At 67.2% G+C, this 14,728-nt stretch carries 15 protein-coding genes and 1 tRNA gene; 9 read left to right on the top strand and 7 right to left on the bottom strand.

The annotated features are described in order from the left end of the window. Positions 1-74: 74 nt before the first annotated feature. On the top strand, positions 75-833 hold the full coding sequence (locus AC13CR_RS06070; protein WP_292952099.1) for an N-formylglutamate amidohydrolase: 759 nt from the start codon (positions 75-77) through the stop codon (positions 831-833). Positions 834-895: 62 nt separating this feature from the next. Here the strand turns inward: AC13CR_RS06070 and AC13CR_RS06065 are convergent, their stop codons facing one another. Beyond that, positions 896-1,756 (bottom strand): D-amino-acid transaminase, encoded by an 861-nt coding sequence (locus AC13CR_RS06065; RefSeq protein WP_482900476.1) that lies wholly within the window; start codon positions 1,754-1,756, stop codon positions 896-898. Positions 1,757-1,917: 161 nt separating this feature from the next. Between AC13CR_RS06065 and AC13CR_RS06060 the strand changes: the two genes are divergently transcribed. Continuing rightward, positions 1,918-2,877: an L-malyl-CoA/beta-methylmalyl-CoA lyase gene (locus AC13CR_RS06060; RefSeq protein WP_292952093.1), complete on the top strand. Its 960-nt coding sequence runs from the start codon at positions 1,918-1,920 to the stop codon at positions 2,875-2,877. A gap of 186 nt (positions 2,878-3,063) precedes the next feature. On the opposite strand, the gene AC13CR_RS06055 is transcribed toward AC13CR_RS06060, so the two are convergent. Both AC13CR_RS06055 and AC13CR_RS06050 read right to left on the bottom strand, forming a co-directional pair. Beyond that, on the bottom strand, positions 3,064-3,957 hold the full coding sequence (locus AC13CR_RS06055) for a TIGR02186 family protein (RefSeq protein ID WP_292952090.1): 894 nt from the start codon (positions 3,955-3,957) through the stop codon (positions 3,064-3,066). Next, positions 3,957-4,871, bottom strand: a complete 915-nt coding sequence (locus AC13CR_RS06050; protein WP_292952087.1) for a sulfite exporter TauE/SafE family protein — start codon at positions 4,869-4,871, stop codon at positions 3,957-3,959. The genes AC13CR_RS06055 and AC13CR_RS06050 overlap by 1 nt, the downstream gene beginning before the upstream one ends. Positions 4,872-5,042: 171 nt before the next feature. Between AC13CR_RS06050 and surE the strand changes: the two genes are divergently transcribed. The 3 genes from surE to AC13CR_RS06035 are packed head-to-tail and all read left to right on the top strand — an operon-like array spanning position 5,043 to position 7,702. After that, a complete protein-coding gene (gene surE, locus AC13CR_RS06045) occupies positions 5,043-5,876 on the top strand; it encodes a 5'/3'-nucleotidase SurE (protein WP_292952084.1) in 834 nt (277 codons plus the stop codon). Positions 5,877-5,878: 2 nt separating this feature from the next. Further along, positions 5,879-6,544 carry a protein-L-isoaspartate(D-aspartate) O-methyltransferase gene (locus AC13CR_RS06040; RefSeq protein ID WP_446233649.1) on the top strand — a complete coding sequence of 222 codons (666 nt, stop codon included), beginning with the start codon at positions 5,879-5,881 and terminating at the stop codon, positions 6,542-6,544. 42 nt (positions 6,545-6,586) lie between these two features. Beyond that, a complete protein-coding gene (locus tag AC13CR_RS06035; RefSeq protein WP_292978880.1) occupies positions 6,587-7,702 on the top strand; it encodes a LysM peptidoglycan-binding domain-containing protein in 1,116 nt (371 codons plus the stop codon). A gap of 85 nt (positions 7,703-7,787) precedes the next feature. Here AC13CR_RS06035 and AC13CR_RS06030 read toward each other — a convergent pair. Further along, positions 7,788-7,863, bottom strand: a tRNA-Thr gene (locus AC13CR_RS06030). After that, on the bottom strand, positions 7,854-9,572 hold the full coding sequence (locus tag AC13CR_RS06025; RefSeq protein WP_292952075.1) for an ABC transporter permease: 1,719 nt from the start codon (positions 9,570-9,572) through the stop codon (positions 7,854-7,856). Before AC13CR_RS06025 ends, AC13CR_RS06030 begins: the two co-directional genes overlap by 10 nt. Positions 9,573-9,679: 107 nt before the next feature. On the opposite strand from AC13CR_RS06025, the gene AC13CR_RS06020 reads away from it, so the two are divergent. Next, positions 9,680-10,552, top strand: a complete 873-nt coding sequence (locus tag AC13CR_RS06020) for a hypothetical protein (protein ID WP_292952072.1) — start codon at positions 9,680-9,682, stop codon at positions 10,550-10,552. A 93-nt stretch (positions 10,553-10,645) separates the two neighbouring features. On the opposite strand, the gene AC13CR_RS06015 is transcribed toward AC13CR_RS06020, so the two are convergent. Continuing rightward, positions 10,646-10,897, bottom strand: coding sequence for a DUF2312 domain-containing protein (locus AC13CR_RS06015; protein ID WP_292952069.1), 252 nt, complete (start codon positions 10,895-10,897; stop codon positions 10,646-10,648). A 138-nt stretch (positions 10,898-11,035) separates the two neighbouring features. Between AC13CR_RS06015 and AC13CR_RS06010 the strand changes: the two genes are divergently transcribed. The 3 genes from AC13CR_RS06010 to AC13CR_RS06000 all read left to right on the top strand — a co-directional run bounded on the left by AC13CR_RS06010 (position 11,036) and on the right by AC13CR_RS06000 (position 13,456). Further along, entirely contained in the window at positions 11,036-11,263 is a 228-nt protein-coding gene (locus tag AC13CR_RS06010) for a hypothetical protein (protein ID WP_292952066.1), read from the top strand. 144 nt (positions 11,264-11,407) lie between these two features. Then, positions 11,408-11,857 (top strand): D-aminoacyl-tRNA deacylase, encoded by a 450-nt coding sequence (dtd, locus tag AC13CR_RS06005; RefSeq protein ID WP_292952063.1) that lies wholly within the window; start codon positions 11,408-11,410, stop codon positions 11,855-11,857. A 228-nt stretch (positions 11,858-12,085) separates the two neighbouring features. Further along, positions 12,086-13,456 (top strand): DEAD/DEAH box helicase, encoded by a 1,371-nt coding sequence (locus AC13CR_RS06000; RefSeq protein WP_482900475.1) that lies wholly within the window; start codon positions 12,086-12,088, stop codon positions 13,454-13,456. Positions 13,457-13,524: 68 nt separating this feature from the next. Here the strand turns inward: AC13CR_RS06000 and AC13CR_RS05995 are convergent, their stop codons facing one another. Then, on the bottom strand, positions 13,525-14,718 hold the full coding sequence (locus AC13CR_RS05995) for a multidrug effflux MFS transporter (protein ID WP_292952060.1): 1,194 nt from the start codon (positions 14,716-14,718) through the stop codon (positions 13,525-13,527). Between the last annotated feature and the right edge of the window lie 10 nt (positions 14,719-14,728).

Genomic DNA, 14,728 nt, shown 5'->3' with positions numbered 1-14,728 from the left:
GCGCTATCTATGCCGCAAACGCATGCCCGCGGCAACTGGCGTCCGGGAACATTCCGGCCTAGACAGGCTGCACCATGAAAGATGACCATTCCACGACGGAACGTGCCTTCTGGACGCTGGGCGAGGATCGCCCCTCGCGCTGGCTGATCACCTGCGACCACGCGACAAACCGGGTTCCCCGATGGGTCGGCGGCGGCGAACTGGGCATCGCCGACGCCGACATGGGGCGCCACATCGCCTATGATGTCGGCGCAGCCGGGGTGGCCGAACGTCTGGCCGCGCTGATGGATGCCCCCGCGATCCTGTCCGATTTCTCGCGCCTGGTGATCGACCCGAACCGGGGCGAGGACGACCCGACCCTGCTGATGCGTCTTTATGACGGCACGGTGATCCCGGCCAACAAGAGCGCCGACGCGGCCGAACGTCGTCGCAGGCTGGAGCGCCTGCACCGTCCCTACCATGCCGCGCTGGCGCGGCTGGCCGCCCGCCACCCGGCGCGCTGCCTCTGCGCGGTCCACAGCTTCACCCCGCAGCTGCGCGGCCGGCCGCCGCGTCCATGGCAGATCGGCATCCTCTATTCGCACCGCGACGCACGCCTGGGCCCTGCCATGGTCGCGGCCTGCCGCGCGGAAGGCTGGATCACCGGCGAGAACCAGCCCTATAGCGGCCATCTGGACGGCGATTCGATCGACCGTCACGCCCTGTCCCATGGCCGCCCCAACATGCTGATCGAGATCCGCAACGACCTGATCCGGACCGAACAGGGCCAGGCCGAATGGGCCGGAAGGCTGGCTCCGGTCATCGCGCGCGTGCTGGATGAAACGGGACTCTGAACCCTCGCGCTCTTTCCCAATACCTTCGGGGGTCAGGGGGCAGACAGCCCCCGGCGGCCGCCTCAGATCCCGGACTTGCGGCTTTCTTCCAGATAGATCTCGCGCAGGCGGGCCGCGACCGGGCCGGGCTTACCGCTGCCGATTTCCACGCCGTCGATCTGGACCACCGGCATCACGAAGGCCGAGGCCGAGGTGACGAAGGCCTCGTCCGCGTCCTGCGCCTCGGCGATGGTGAAGCGGCGTTCCTCGACCTTCATCTGCGCCTCGGCGGCAAGACGCAGCACTGCGGCGCGGGTGATTCCGTGCAGGATGTCGTGGGATAATTCGCGCGTCACGATCACCCCGTCCTTGACGATATAGGCGTTGTTGCTGCTGCCTTCGGTCACGTGGCCGTCCTCGACCAGCCAGGCATCGTCGACGCCGCGCGCTTTGGCCTCCATCTTGGCCATCGAGGGATAGAGCAGCTGCACCGTCTTGATGTCGCGCCGCCCCCACCGCAGATCCTCGACGCTGATGATCTTCCAGCCGGTCTTCGACACTGGCGCATCGGCAAGTCCGGGCTTCGACTGGGTGAACATCACCACGGTCGGGCGCGTTCCTTCGGGCGGATAGGCAAAATCGCGGTCACCGGCATTGCCGCGCGTCACCTGAAGATAGATCAGACCGTCGCCGATTTCGTTTCTTGCAACCAGTTCGCGAAAGGCGGCGGTGTAATCGCTCTCTGACAAGGGATCGGTCATCGCCAGTTCGTTCAGGGACCGTTGCAGGCGCGCCATGTGGCCGGGAAGGTCGATCAGCTTGCCGCCCAGAACGCTGACCACTTCGTAGACGCCATCGGCCATCAGGAAGCCCCGGTCGAAGATCGAGACGGTCGCCCGATCCTCGGGCAGATATTCCCCGTCAACATAGACAATGCGCGTCATTCCGTGTCCCTTCCCTCTGGCCGCGATTTCCGTTCCGCTCTTCGACCCTATCCCGATCCGCGTCAAGCTGCGCCGCGGCGCGCCCGATTTCGCGCTTGCAGCATCGGCCGCGAAACATTATTGCTCATCACGCCCGCGATTCGACAGATGAGGACCAGCGCATGAGCTTTCGCACCCAGCCCCTGCCCCCTGCCCGTCTGAACCGCTGCCAGTTGTTCGGCCCCGGATCCCGCGACAGCCTTTTCGAGAAGATGGCGAAATCGGAAGCCGACGTCATCAATATCGATCTCGAGGACTCGGTGGCGCCGGATGACAAGGAACAGGCACGGAAGAACGCGATTCAGGCAATCGGCGACGTGGATTGGGGCAGCAAGACGCTGTCGGTGCGGATCAACGGGCTGGACACGCCCTTCTGGTATCGCGATGTGGTGGAACTGCTGGAACAGGCGGACGAGCGGCTGGACCAGATCATGATCCCGAAGGCTGGCAACGCCGGCGACATCTACGCCGTGGACGCGCTGGTCACCGCGATCGAACGCGCGAAGGGTCGAAAGAAAAAAATCGGCTTCGAGGTGATCGTCGAAAGCGCGGCGGGCCTGTGCCATGTCGAAGAGATCGCCGCCGCATCGCCCCGGATGCAGGCGATCAGTCTGGGCGCGGCCGATTTCGCGGCCTCGATGGGCATGGCCACGACCGGGATCGGCGGCACGCAGGAAAACTATTACATGATTCGCGAGGGTCAGAAATACTGGTCCGATCCCTGGCACTGGGCGCAGACCGCGATCGTCTCGGCCTGCCGGACGCACGGCCTGCTGCCGGTCGACGGTCCTTTCGGCGATTTCTCGGACCAGGACGGATTCATTGCGCAAGCACGGCGTTCGGCGACGCTGGGCATGGTCGGCAAATGGGCGATCCATCCCGGTCAGATCGCCCTGGCCAACGCGGTCTTCTCGCCCTCCGAGGCAGCCGTGACCGAGGCGAAAGAGATTCTGGCGGCAATGGAAAGGGCCAAGGCCGAGGGCGCGGGCGCCACCGTCTACAAGGGGCGGCTGGTCGATATCGCCTCGATCAAGCAGGCCGAGGTGATCGTGCGGCAATCCGAACTGATCGCCGCAGATTGACGCAACACCCAGCGGGTCCGGACCAGTGGAGGGGGCCGGCCCGCGACGCGGGAGGGACAGGCCCCGTGCGGATCGAACGGGGCCTGTCGCGTCCGCGGCGCCCGTATCGCTGGTCCCCGGAAAGTGCGTCCCGCGGGCCCTCTGCCGGATAGCGCGGGGCGTGACGAAACCGTCGGAGCCCCGTTGTCAGGCCCGGCGCAGCTTGCGGAAAATCCCCGATGCGCCCCAACCCGCGGCGACCGCGACGGCCAGCGACATCAACCCGTAGAGCAGCGGCTGGTCAAAGGCCATGCGGTAGAGCCAGCGTTCCAGACCGACCTTGCGCACTTCGATGGGCGCGCGATAGACGTCGATGACCCGACCGTCGCGCAGCAGGAAGATGCGGGTCTTGTAATCCCCCTCGATCAGGTTGGCGGGCAGCCGGACATCGGCGCGGAACAGGGTCTGGTCGACCAGCTTGACGCTGCCCTGATCCAGCCGGTACAGCCTGTTTGCTTCGCGCAGTCGGATCAGGGCCGCGGTATAGGGCACCACGTCCGCGACCTGATTGTTGCCCCCCATCGCACGCAGGGCAAGCGGCAGCGAGATGCGGTAGCGCTGGTCCCATTCGGGGCGCAGGATCTGATCCAGCGGGCCGGTGGTCGCGACCACGTAGAAACCGGGGGCGGCGCCGACCTCGACCCTTTTGGTGTTGATCCAGATCCCCAGCTTGCGTTCCTTCTTCCAGACCGTCAGCGACTGCGAGGGGGCCTCGATTGTCATGATGACCTGCAGGGGCGGGCCGTCGGGGATCGGGGTCTCGCGCTTGACCGCGCCGTAGATCAGGATCTCGGAGCCGTCGAAACTGGCGGTGATGGCAATGGAATCGCTGGACAGACCCGCCACCACCTGTTCGCCCGGCCTCTCGACGTTCTCGGGCACGATGACGCGCGGGCGGCCGGGATCGGGATAGGTCGGATAGGCGTCCTGCCCGCGGGGCGCCAGCGGCACCGTCGATCCGGGCGCGGTCTGGTCCTGGGCAAGGACCGCCGCCGCGCCCAGCGACACAAGCAGGGTCAGGATCGCCGCCCTTGCCACCATCAGCGCGCCCCCGACGTGATCGAGTAAAGCTCGTCCGGCCTCAGGAACAGATCCAGCGCCAGCTTGCCGCAGACCAGAAGCACCATCAGCGCCAGAAGGATCCGCAGCTGTTCCGCCCGCAGCCGCGCGCCCAGGCTGGTGCCGATCTGCGCCCCGACCACGCCGCCGATGATCAGCAGAACCGCCAGCATGATATCGACCGTGTTGTAGCTGACGGCGTGCATCAGCGTGGTGAAGGCGGTCACGAAGGTGATCTGGAACAGCGAGGTGCCGACAACGACCTTGGTCGGCATTCCGAGCAGATAGATCATCGCCGGCACCATGATGAAGCCGCCGCCCACACCCATGATCGCGGCCAGCACGCCCACGGCAAGTCCGACCAGAAGCACCGGGATCGCGCTGATGTACAGCCCCGAGGCGCGAAACTTCATCTTCATCGGCCAGCGATGCACCCAGTTGTGCTGGTGCAGCCGCTTGCGGAAGGTCGGGTTTCGCGACCGGCGCAGGGATCGGATGCTTTCCTGCAGCATCATCATCCCGATCAGGCCCAGAAACACGACATAGGAAAGCTGCACCACCAGATCGACCTGGCCGATCCGCTGCAGCAGCGTAAAGACCCAGACGCCCACCGACGATCCGGCCAGTCCGCCGGCCAGCAGAACCCAGCCCATCCGGAAATCGACGCTCTTGCGTTTCACATGGGCCAGCACGCCCGACACCGACGAGGCCACGACCTGATTGGCGCCCGTGGCCACCGCGATGGGGGGCGGGATGCCGATGAAGAACAGCAGCGGCGTGATCAGAAAGCCGCCGCCGACGCCGAACAATCCGCTCATCAGGCCGACCACGCCACCAAGACCCACCAGCGTGAAGGCGTTGACCGATACCTCGGCGATGGGAAGGTAGATCTGCATGGGCCGTGATGTTTTGCCGTGACGCAGCATGCAGCCACTTGGTCACAAGGTCAAACGGCTTTCGGTTCCTGCGTCAACGGGTTGAAGGCGATGGCGCGGCCCGCTAATCACGATATGGGGATTGCCAGCAACAGGCGCGTCACCCGCGCGCGTCGGGACAGGGACGACCGGATGCGGATACTCATCACCAATGACGACGGGATCAACGCGCCGGGCCTTCAGGTTCTGGCCGAAATCGCGGCCGAAATCGCGGGCCCGGACGGCGAGGTCTGGACCGTCGCGCCCGCGTTCGAACAATCCGGCGTCGGCCATTGCATCAGCTATTCCCATCCCACCATGATCGCCGAACTGGACCAGCGCCGCTATGCCGCCGAGGGCAGCCCGGCCGATTGCGTGCTGGCGGCGATCTCGGACGTGATGGCGGATGATCCGCCCGATCTGGTGCTGTCGGGCGTGAACCGGGGCAACAATTCGGGCGAGAACGTGATGTATTCCGGCACCGTCGGCGGCGCGATGGAGGCCGCGCTTCAGGGCCTGCCGGCGATCGCGCTGTCGCAATACATGGGTGCCGCCACCGCCGTTCTGAACGATCCGTTCGAGGCCGCGCGCCGTCATGGCCCGGCGCTGATCCGCCGGCTGCTGGACCATGGCGACTGGACCTCGGACCAGGATTTCCGGCTGTTCTACAACATCAATTTTCCGCCCTCCGGTGCCGAGGGGGTGCGCGGGACGCGGGTCGCCGCGCAGGGCCGCCGGCAGGGAACGCGCTTCGGTGTCGTGCCCTATACCGCGCCGAACGGGCGGCGCTTCATGTGGGTCGCGGGCGGGTCGCAGACGGCGCCTGCGGGCGCGGGCAGCGATGTGGACGCGAACATGCGGGGCTACGTCTCGGTCACGCCGATGCGCGCCGATCTGACCTGCCATGCCTCGCTGACGGGGCTTGCCGCCTCGCTGGACGAGGATCATGATGCGGAAAGTCCCGCCAGCCAGCCCGGAACCGCCTGACAATGCCCGCAGACGATCACCAGGACGACGACAGCCCGGCCGAGCGCAAGATGCGCTTTCTGTTCCAGTTGCGGTCGCGCGGCGTGACCGATCCGCGCGTGCTGGCGACGATGGAGCGGATCGACCGGGGTCTGTTCGTGCGCGGCCAGTTCGCCGACCGCGCCTATGAGGATACGCCGCTTCCCATCCCCTGCGGACAGACGATCAGCCAGCCCTCGGTCGTCGGCCTGATGACCCAGGCGCTGAATGTCGGCCCGCGCGATACGGTGCTGGAGATCGGCACCGGCTCGGGCTATCAGGCGGCAATCCTGTCGGGGCTTTGCCGGCGGGTCTATACCGTCGACCGCCACCGCCGTCTGGTGCAGGAGGCCGAGGCGATCTTCCGGGAACTGGATCTGTTCAACATCACCGCGCAGGTCAGCGACGGATCGCGGGGCCTGCCCGATCAGGCGCCCTTCGATCGCATCATCGTCACCGCCGCGTCCGAAGATCCGCCGGGGCCGCTGTTGGCACAATTGAAGATCGGCGGTATCATGGTGGTTCCGGTGGGGCAGTCCGATACGGTGCAGACGCTGATCCGGGTGACGCGGACCGAGACCGGTTTCGACTATGACGAATTGCGGCAGGTCAGGTTCGTTCCGCTGGTCGAGGGGTTGGGACAGACATGACCCCCGCGCGGCGGCAGAGGCAGACAGGCCAAGGATGACAGCATGAGCAGGACCTACAGGCTGATCGGGGGCGCCAGCGCGGCAGTTCTGTTGCTGGCATCCTGCGGGGCGAACGGATTCGACCCCGATCTGCGCCGGATGATGCCCGGCGCGCTGAGCACCGCCGAGGCGGCCGCGACCGCCGCCCCGCGGCCGCAGCCGGACAGTCGCGGGCTGATTTCCTTCCCCGATTATCAGATCGCCATCGCCAGCAGTGGCGACACGCCGGCCACGATCGCCGCGCGGCTGGGCCTGGGCGCCGACGAACTGGCCCGCTACAACGCCCTGCCGGTGAATGCCTCGCTGCAACAGGGCCAGACGCTGGTTCTGCCGCGCCGTGTCGCCGACGCAACCGGCGCGGCGGCGCCCGCGGCCCGCAGCGGCGGCGCGCCCCCGGCCGACGCCGCGTCCGACAGCCCGGCCTCGACCGCGTCTTCGGTCGGCGGCCAGCCCCGGCAGCATGTCGTCGCCGCGGGCGAAACCGCCTGGTCGATTTCGCGCAGATACGGGGTGTCGGTCCAGGATCTGGCCCGTTGGAACGGGTTGCCCTCCAACATGTCGGTGCGACTTGGCCAGCGGCTGATCGTGCCGATTCCGGGCCAGCGCGCGCCCGATCCGGCAGCGATCACCACCGCGCCGGGCAGCGGCAGCCCCACGCCGCGTCCGCCCTCGGCCGCGGATCCGCTGCCGCGCGAGGATACCGCCCCCGCCTCGAAACCCGCGCCGGCGCCGGACGGCCCCGATCTCGGGTCGACCCGGACCGCCGCCTCGGGTGGCGGCCGTTTCAGCATGCCCGTTCCGGGCGCAATCATCAGTGTCTATGAAAAGGGCAAGAACGAGGGGATCGACATCGCCGCCCCCGCCGGAACACCGATCAAGGCGGCTGGCGCCGGCGTCGTCGCCGCGATCACGCAGGACACATCCAGCACGCCGATCCTCGTGATCCGCCATGATGGCGGGCTGATGACGGTCTATACCGGCTTCGGATCGCTGGACGTGGCCAAGGGCGCCAGCGTCGGCAAGGGCCAGACGCTGGGCAAGGCGGGCAAGGGCGGCGTCGTCCATTTCGAGGTCCGCCGCGGCTTCGAAAGCGCCGATCCGGAAGATTATCTGGGCTGATCCTCCGCGGCTGCCCCAGCACCTGTGCCCCGAGGATGTCATCCACGCAGGCCTCGGTCCGTCATTCCGCCTGCGGCTCTGGAAATGGTGCCGGTTGCAGGAATCGAACCCGCGACCTTCTGATTACAAATCAGCTGCTCTACCTGCTGAGCTAAACCGGCCCATCGCCTGCGATACCGCGCGCGGCAGGCTTGCGCAAGCCAAGGTTGGCGCGCGCCAGCAGCGCCACCGCCAGAAGTCCGACCGCCATCACCAGCAGGGCGGCCGGCGCCGCGTTGCCGAGATCCTCGAGACTGGCCTTTTCGTGGGCGCGGGTGGCCAGCGTCTCGTAATTGAAGGGACGAAGCAGCAGGGTCGCAGGCAATTCCTTGCCGCTATCGACGAAGACCAGCAACAGGGCCGACCCGACCGAGCCCTTCATCAGCGGCAGGAACAGATCGCGCAAGACCCCACCCGCATCCCGGCCAAGCGACCGGGCGGCCATCGGCAGCGACGGCGGGACGCGGGTAAAGCCGCCGTCGATCGCGCCCTGGGCGATGGCGAAGAACCGCACCAGATAGGCCAGCACGATGGCCGCGCCGCTGCCGGTCAGGATCAGCCCGGGATCCGTCCCCGTCAGGGCCAGCCAGCCATCGGCCAGGCGGTGATCCAGCGCCGCCAGCGGGAACAGGATGCCGACGGCCAGCACCGCCCCCGGCGCCGCATAGCCGATGGTCGTCACCGGCATCAGCAGGCGCGGCAGCGCGCGGCCCGACAGGCGCACGCCATAGACCATGACCAGCGCCAGGAGGACGGTCAGGACCGAGGCCGTCGCGCCAAGGGTGATCGTGTGCCAGGCCGCCCTGGCCAGCCCCGGCGTGATCCAGCCCTGCGGATAGGCCAGCGCATAGTTCAGGATCACGCCGACCGGCAGGATGAAGCCGAGGGCAAAGGGGATGAAGCAGGCGATGCTGGCGCCGGCCGCCGCCGGTCCGCGCAGAGGCTGGCGCAGGATCGGTCGCGGCTGACGGGCGCTTGGACTATAGCGCGCATTGCGGCGGCCGAACCGTTCCCACAGGGCCAGGATCATCACCACCAGCAGGATCACGCAGGCAATCTGCGCCGCCCCGCCCGCGTTGCGACGTTCCAGCCAGGTCGTGAAGATGCCGGTATTCAGCGTCTGCACGCCGAAATAGCTGACCACACCATAATCCGCGACCGCCTCCATCATCGCGATGGCCGATCCGGCCACGATGGCGGGACGGGCCAGCGGCAAACCCACGCGACGGAACAGACCCCAGCCGCCGGTTCCAAGCGCGCGAGCGACCTCGTAGGCGCCGCCCGATTGCTCGTGCAGGGCTGCGCGGGTCAGCAGATAGACATAGGGAAAATTCGCCGCCGCCATGACCAGAATCGCAGCCTCCAGCGAGCGGACCTGCGGAAACCAGTAATCGCGAGCACTGGCCCAGCCGAACCAGCCGCGCAAGGCCATCTGGACGGGGCCGGAATAATCCAGAAAATCGGCCAGGGCATAGGCGCCGATATAGGCCGGCACGGCCAGGGGCAGCAGCAGGGCCCATTCCAGCAGACGGCGGCCGGGAAAGTCATAGAGACTGACCAGCCAGGCCGCGCCCGCCCCCATCGCGGCCGCCAGCATCCCCGTTCCGGCCGCCAGGATCGCGGTATTCATCAAATAGCGTGGCATCACGGTGGCCATCAGATGCGGCCAGATGTTCTCGGACGGGTTCAGCGCCAGCCAGATCACCGTGCCAACCGGAAGCAGGACCAGGGCCGCGATCAGGCCGGCCGCGACGGACCAGGCGCGGCCGCTGCCCTGACGCAGGCCGTGGTCGTGACGATGAGGATGCGATGCAATTTCAGGCGCGCTCATTCACCCTGCGTTAATCCAAAGGCGTTTGACTGTCCATCAATGGCAGCTACTCTTGCCACGCCAGAAAAGAACCGGACCGAAGAAAGAACGAGGCCGAGCGGATGGAGATGGTGTTTCACCTCGGGGTGCATTGCACCGACGGGGACCGGCTTCTGAAGACCCTGCTCAACAACCGCGAATGGCTGCTGGGCAAGGGAACCGAGATCGTCACCCCGCAACGCCATCGGGGCCTGTTCGAAGAGGCGCTGATGGCCCTGAACGGCGGCCGCGCCACGCCCGAGATGGAACAGATCATGCTGGACGCGATGCTGACCGCCGAGGCGCCGCGCCGCGTGGTCCTGTCCACGCCCACCTTCATGGGCGCGCCGGGCCGGGTCTGTGGCCGCAACGAGGGGCTGTATCCGCAAATGGGGTCGCGCGCGGCGGCGCTGGCCAGCCTGTTCCCGCAGGCACAAGCGGAATTTTTCCTGGCGATCCGCAATCCGGCGACGTTGCTGTCCGAAGTCCTGCCGATCTTCACCGGCGGCGGCTATGACAAGCTGCTTCAGGGCAACCGGCCGCAGGATCTGCGCTGGCGCGACGCGATCCGGCGGCTGGTCCGGTCGGTTCCCGGTCGCCGCATCGTGATCTGGTGTCACGAGGACGTGCCGCTGATCTGGCCCGAAATCGTGCGGCTGGCCGGAAAGATCCCGGCCGACGCGCCGCTGTCCGGCGCCCTGGTCTACATGCAGGAAATTCTCGGCGATTCGGGGCTTGCGATGCTTCAGGAGGCACTTGGCGGCCGCGACCAGCTGAGTGTGCAGCAACGGCGCGAAATATACGCCCGCATCCTTGCCGATCACGCCCCCCGGGACGCGATGGAACAAGAGGTCGCCCTGCCAGGCTGGACGCAGGACATGGTCGACGAGATCACCGATCTCTATCGCAGTGACGTGGCCGAGATCGCGGTCCTGCCGGGGGTCGAGTTCGTCCTGCCCTGAAAGGCGCGGGCGCAGGAAGGCTCAGGCCGGGATCGCGGCGCGGCAATCCGGCCGCGAACACCCCATCCTTCCGCGCGCCGCAACCGGCGCCCGTCAGCCCATGCCAAGGGCGGATTTGTACATCTCCAGGATGGCCTCTTCCTCGGCCACGTCGTCACGGTCGCGCTTGCGCAGGGCGACGATCTTCTTCATCACCTTGGTGTCATAGCCGCGGGCCTTGGCCTCGGCCATGACCTCTTTCTGGCGCTCGGCGATGTCCTTTTTTTCTGCCTCAAGCTGTTCGAACTGCTCGATGAACTGGCGCAGCTCGTCGGCGGCGACACCATAGGCCTGATCGTCCTGCATCTTTCGTCCCTATCTGTTGCCACGGGTCGGTCCCGCGACGTCATCATCTGGCGCGCAGGGTTAGTCGCTCTTGTTCCGGGGTGCAATCGCCGCTAGGCCACCGGCATGATATCGCGCCCATCGCGGAGACAGATCGCCATGACCATCTTCGACATTCTCGTCTGGCTTGGAGCCGCGCTGACGCTGGCCGGCGTGGCCTTGCTGATCGGTTGCATCGCGATCGTCGCGCGCGCGCGCAAGGCCGGGCTGGACGATGCCGCGCTGCGCGCGCGGATGCGGCGCGCGCTGGTGCTGAACATGGCGGCGCTGGCCCTGTCGGGCATCGGGCTGGTCCTGGTCATCGTGGGCATCTTCCTGGCCCCGTGACTTGACCCTTTCAGGGGCCCGGCCGCATCATGTCGGCAAACGGGCAGGAGCATGCGATGAATCCCGAACCGACCACCGGCCTGCGATGACGGGCGGTGCGGCAGCAATCGTGACGGCGATTTTCAGGCCGTGGAGGCGCCGCGCATGAGGGCGCTGGTCCAGCGCGTCACCGAGGCCTCGGTCGAGGTCGAGGGCCGGCCGATCGGCCGCATCGGACCGGGTCTGCTGGTGCTGGCCTGCGCCATGCGCGGCGATGACGAGGCGATGGCCGAGAAGCTGGCCGCGCGGGTGGCAAGGTTGCGCATCTTCGGGGACGAGGCGGGCAGGATGAACCGGTCGCTCATCGACATGGGGGGCGGCGCGCTGGTCGTCAGCCAGTTCACGCTGGCCGCCGATACCCGTTCGGGCAACCGCCCCGGCTTTTCCGCGGCGGCCGCGCCCCACGACGGGCGCAGGCTCCTTGATTGCTTCGTGGACGGCCTGCGCGGAGAGGGCGTTGCCGTCGAGACCGGCCAATTCGGCGCCGAGATGAAGCTGCGGCTTCTCAACGACGGACCGGTCACGATCTGGCTGGACAGCGCAGACCGCGCTTGACTTGTCGCGACGGTTCCCCCATCTGAGCCATGTCGCCGTCCGCTGCCGCGTGAGCAGCCGCGAGATTTCGCCCCAGGCCTGCGACGATAATCCAGTTTCCCATTCACGCGGGGAGGCTTGCGGGCTTCTCGTATTGCGCCCGCACCCCTGCTGATCGCCGCGCCGATGATGTGCGTGGCCACTGCTTTCGTGTCCGATACGGGGGATGCGAGGGCCTGAAAGTTTTTGATGGACCAGAAGAACAACAATCGCCGTCCTTTCCATGGCGGCAAGGGCAAGGGGCGTCCCGCCCCGCAACCCGCCGCGAATCAGGGCCGCCGTGCCATCTCGCGCGATCCGCTGCCCAGCGGCCCCTTTGCCGAAATGGGGATCGATCACCGCATCAATGCCAATATCGCCGCGATGGGGCTGGTCACGCCGACACCGATCCAGGAACGGGGCATTCCCTCGGTCGTGGCGGGGCGCGACGTGCTGGGGCTGGCCCAGACCGGCACCGGCAAGACGGCGGCCTTCGGGCTGCCCATGCTGACCCGGCTGATCAACTTCGGCAAGAAGCCCGATCCCAAGACCTGCCGCGCGCTGATTCTGGCGCCGACGCGCGAATTGGCAACGCAGATCGCCACCAATATCGACGCCTATGCCGAGGGCACCCCGATCCGCAGCTTCCGCGTCGTCGGCGGCGCCTCGATCAACGTCCAGATGGAACGGCTGTCGCGCGGCGTCGATGTGCTGATCGCCACGCCCGGCCGCCTGATCGACCTTATCGAGCGACGCGCGGTCGATCTGTCGCAGACCACCTATCTGGTTCTGGACGAGGCCGACCAGATGCTGGACATCGGCTTCATCCATGCGCTGCGCCTGATCGCCAGGATCCTGCCGAAGGAACGGCAGACGCTGCTTTTCTCGGCCACAATGCCGAAGCTGATGTCGGAACTGGCCGACACCTATCTGACCGATCCGGTCAGGGTCGCGGTAAACCCTCCGGGCCAGGCCGCCAAGCAGATCGAGCAAGGCGTGCATTTCGTCACGCAAGGCGACAAGGCGACGCTGCTGGCAGAATATCTGTCGAAACATCCCGGCGAATTGGCCATGGTCTTCGGTCGCACCAAGCATGGCAGCGAAAAACTGTCCAAGCTTCTGGACAAGTGGGGGTTCAAGGTCGCGGCGATTCACGGCAACAAGTCGCAGGGTCAGCGCGAACGCGCCCTGGCCGCGTTCCGCGCCGGCCAGACCCAGATTCTGGTGGCCACCGATGTGGCGGCGCGGGGTCTCGATATTCCCGAGGTCGCCCATGTCTATAATTACGATCTGCCGAACGTGCCCGAGAATTATGTCCACCGCATCGGTCGCACCGCCCGCGCCGGACGCGACGGCCGCGCCGTGGCCTTCTGCGCGCCGGCCGAAATCGGCGAATTGCGCGCCATCGAAAGGGCGATGAAATCCGCCATCCCGGTGATCGGCGGCGAGGTTCCGCCGCCCGCCGCGGCCTCGGCCGGTCGCGGGCCTCGCGGTCGCGGCAAGCCGATCGATGGCGGCGCGAACAAGCGTCCCGCCCGGCGTCCTTCACGGCAGCCCAGAAGCCGGCAGGCGAAGGCCTGAGCGTCGGCCTGCGGGATTTGGGTATTTGGGCAACGAAGAAGCCGCGGGATGTTGGTCCTGCGGCTTTTTCATGCCACCCGCAAACGCGGCCGGGGCAGCGACGCGGCCGCAGCGCACCATGCCAGCACCCCGCACAAGGCGATCGCGGGCACCATGGTGGCGGCGCTGTTATCCATGAACGGTCCGGTCACGGCGATCATCGCGCCTCCGGTCAGCATCTGGATCGTGCCCCCCAGCGAGGAGGCAAGGCCCGCGATGTCGGGATGGGGGTCCAGCGACATGACCATCGCCGTGGGGATGACCAGCCCGAGGAAGGCATTGGCGCAGAACAGCCCGGCCACCACCACCGGCAGCGCGTCAAGGCCGATCCAGACGAGCCCGGTCAACGCGACGCCCAGGACCGCGAAACCGGTGATGGCCAGCGCGATCACCCGCTCCATACCGAAACGGTCGGCCATGGGGCCGGCGAATTGCGAGGCGGTGAAGAAGCCCACGGCATTGATCGCGAAGGCCAGCGAAAAGCCGGTCGGCGACAGGCCGTACTGGCGCGTGTAGACGAAGCTGGCCGCGGACAGGAAGACGAAGAAACTGGCCAGCCCGAAACCGCCGATCATGGTCAGCCCCATGAAGCGGCGGTCCGACAGCAGCCGGCCGGCACCGCTCAGGATCGGGCGCAGCTGCACGGGGCGGCGATGTTCGACCGGCAGGGTCTCGGGCAGAACGAACAGGGTCAGGCACAGGCTGAAGGCGGCCGCGGCGGCAAGAACCGCGAAGATCTCGCGCCAGCCGCCCCAGGCCATGACCAGCGAACCGGTCAGCGGCGCCAGCATCGGCGATACCGAGATGACGATCATGATCGCGGCCATCATTCGGGCCGCCGCCGGCCCGGTCGCCAGATCGCGGATCACCGCCCGCGGCACCACCATCAGCGTGGCCGAGCCCAGCCCCTGCAGTGCCCGCGCCGCGATCAGCCAGCCGATCGAGGGGGCCAGAATCGCGGCAAGCGTGGCGGCCAGAAAGATCGCGGTGCCGATCACGATGGGCATTTTTCGGCCCAGGGCATCGGCCATCGGACCATAGACCATCTGGGCGATGCCGAAAGTGATGAAATAGGCTGTCAGCGTCATTGCCGCTGCGGTCTCGGACGTGTTCAGATCCCTGGCGACCTGCGGCAGCGCAGGCAGATACATGTCCACCGCGAAGGGGCCCACCGCGGCAAGAAGACCCAGCACAAGGGCCATGCGGAACAACGGATCGCGCATTGGAACAACC

This window comes from Paracoccus sp. L-17, assembly GCF_056857655.1.
Note: the sequence above shows the minus strand (reverse complement) of the source record. Positions and strands in the feature narration are given on the sequence as shown.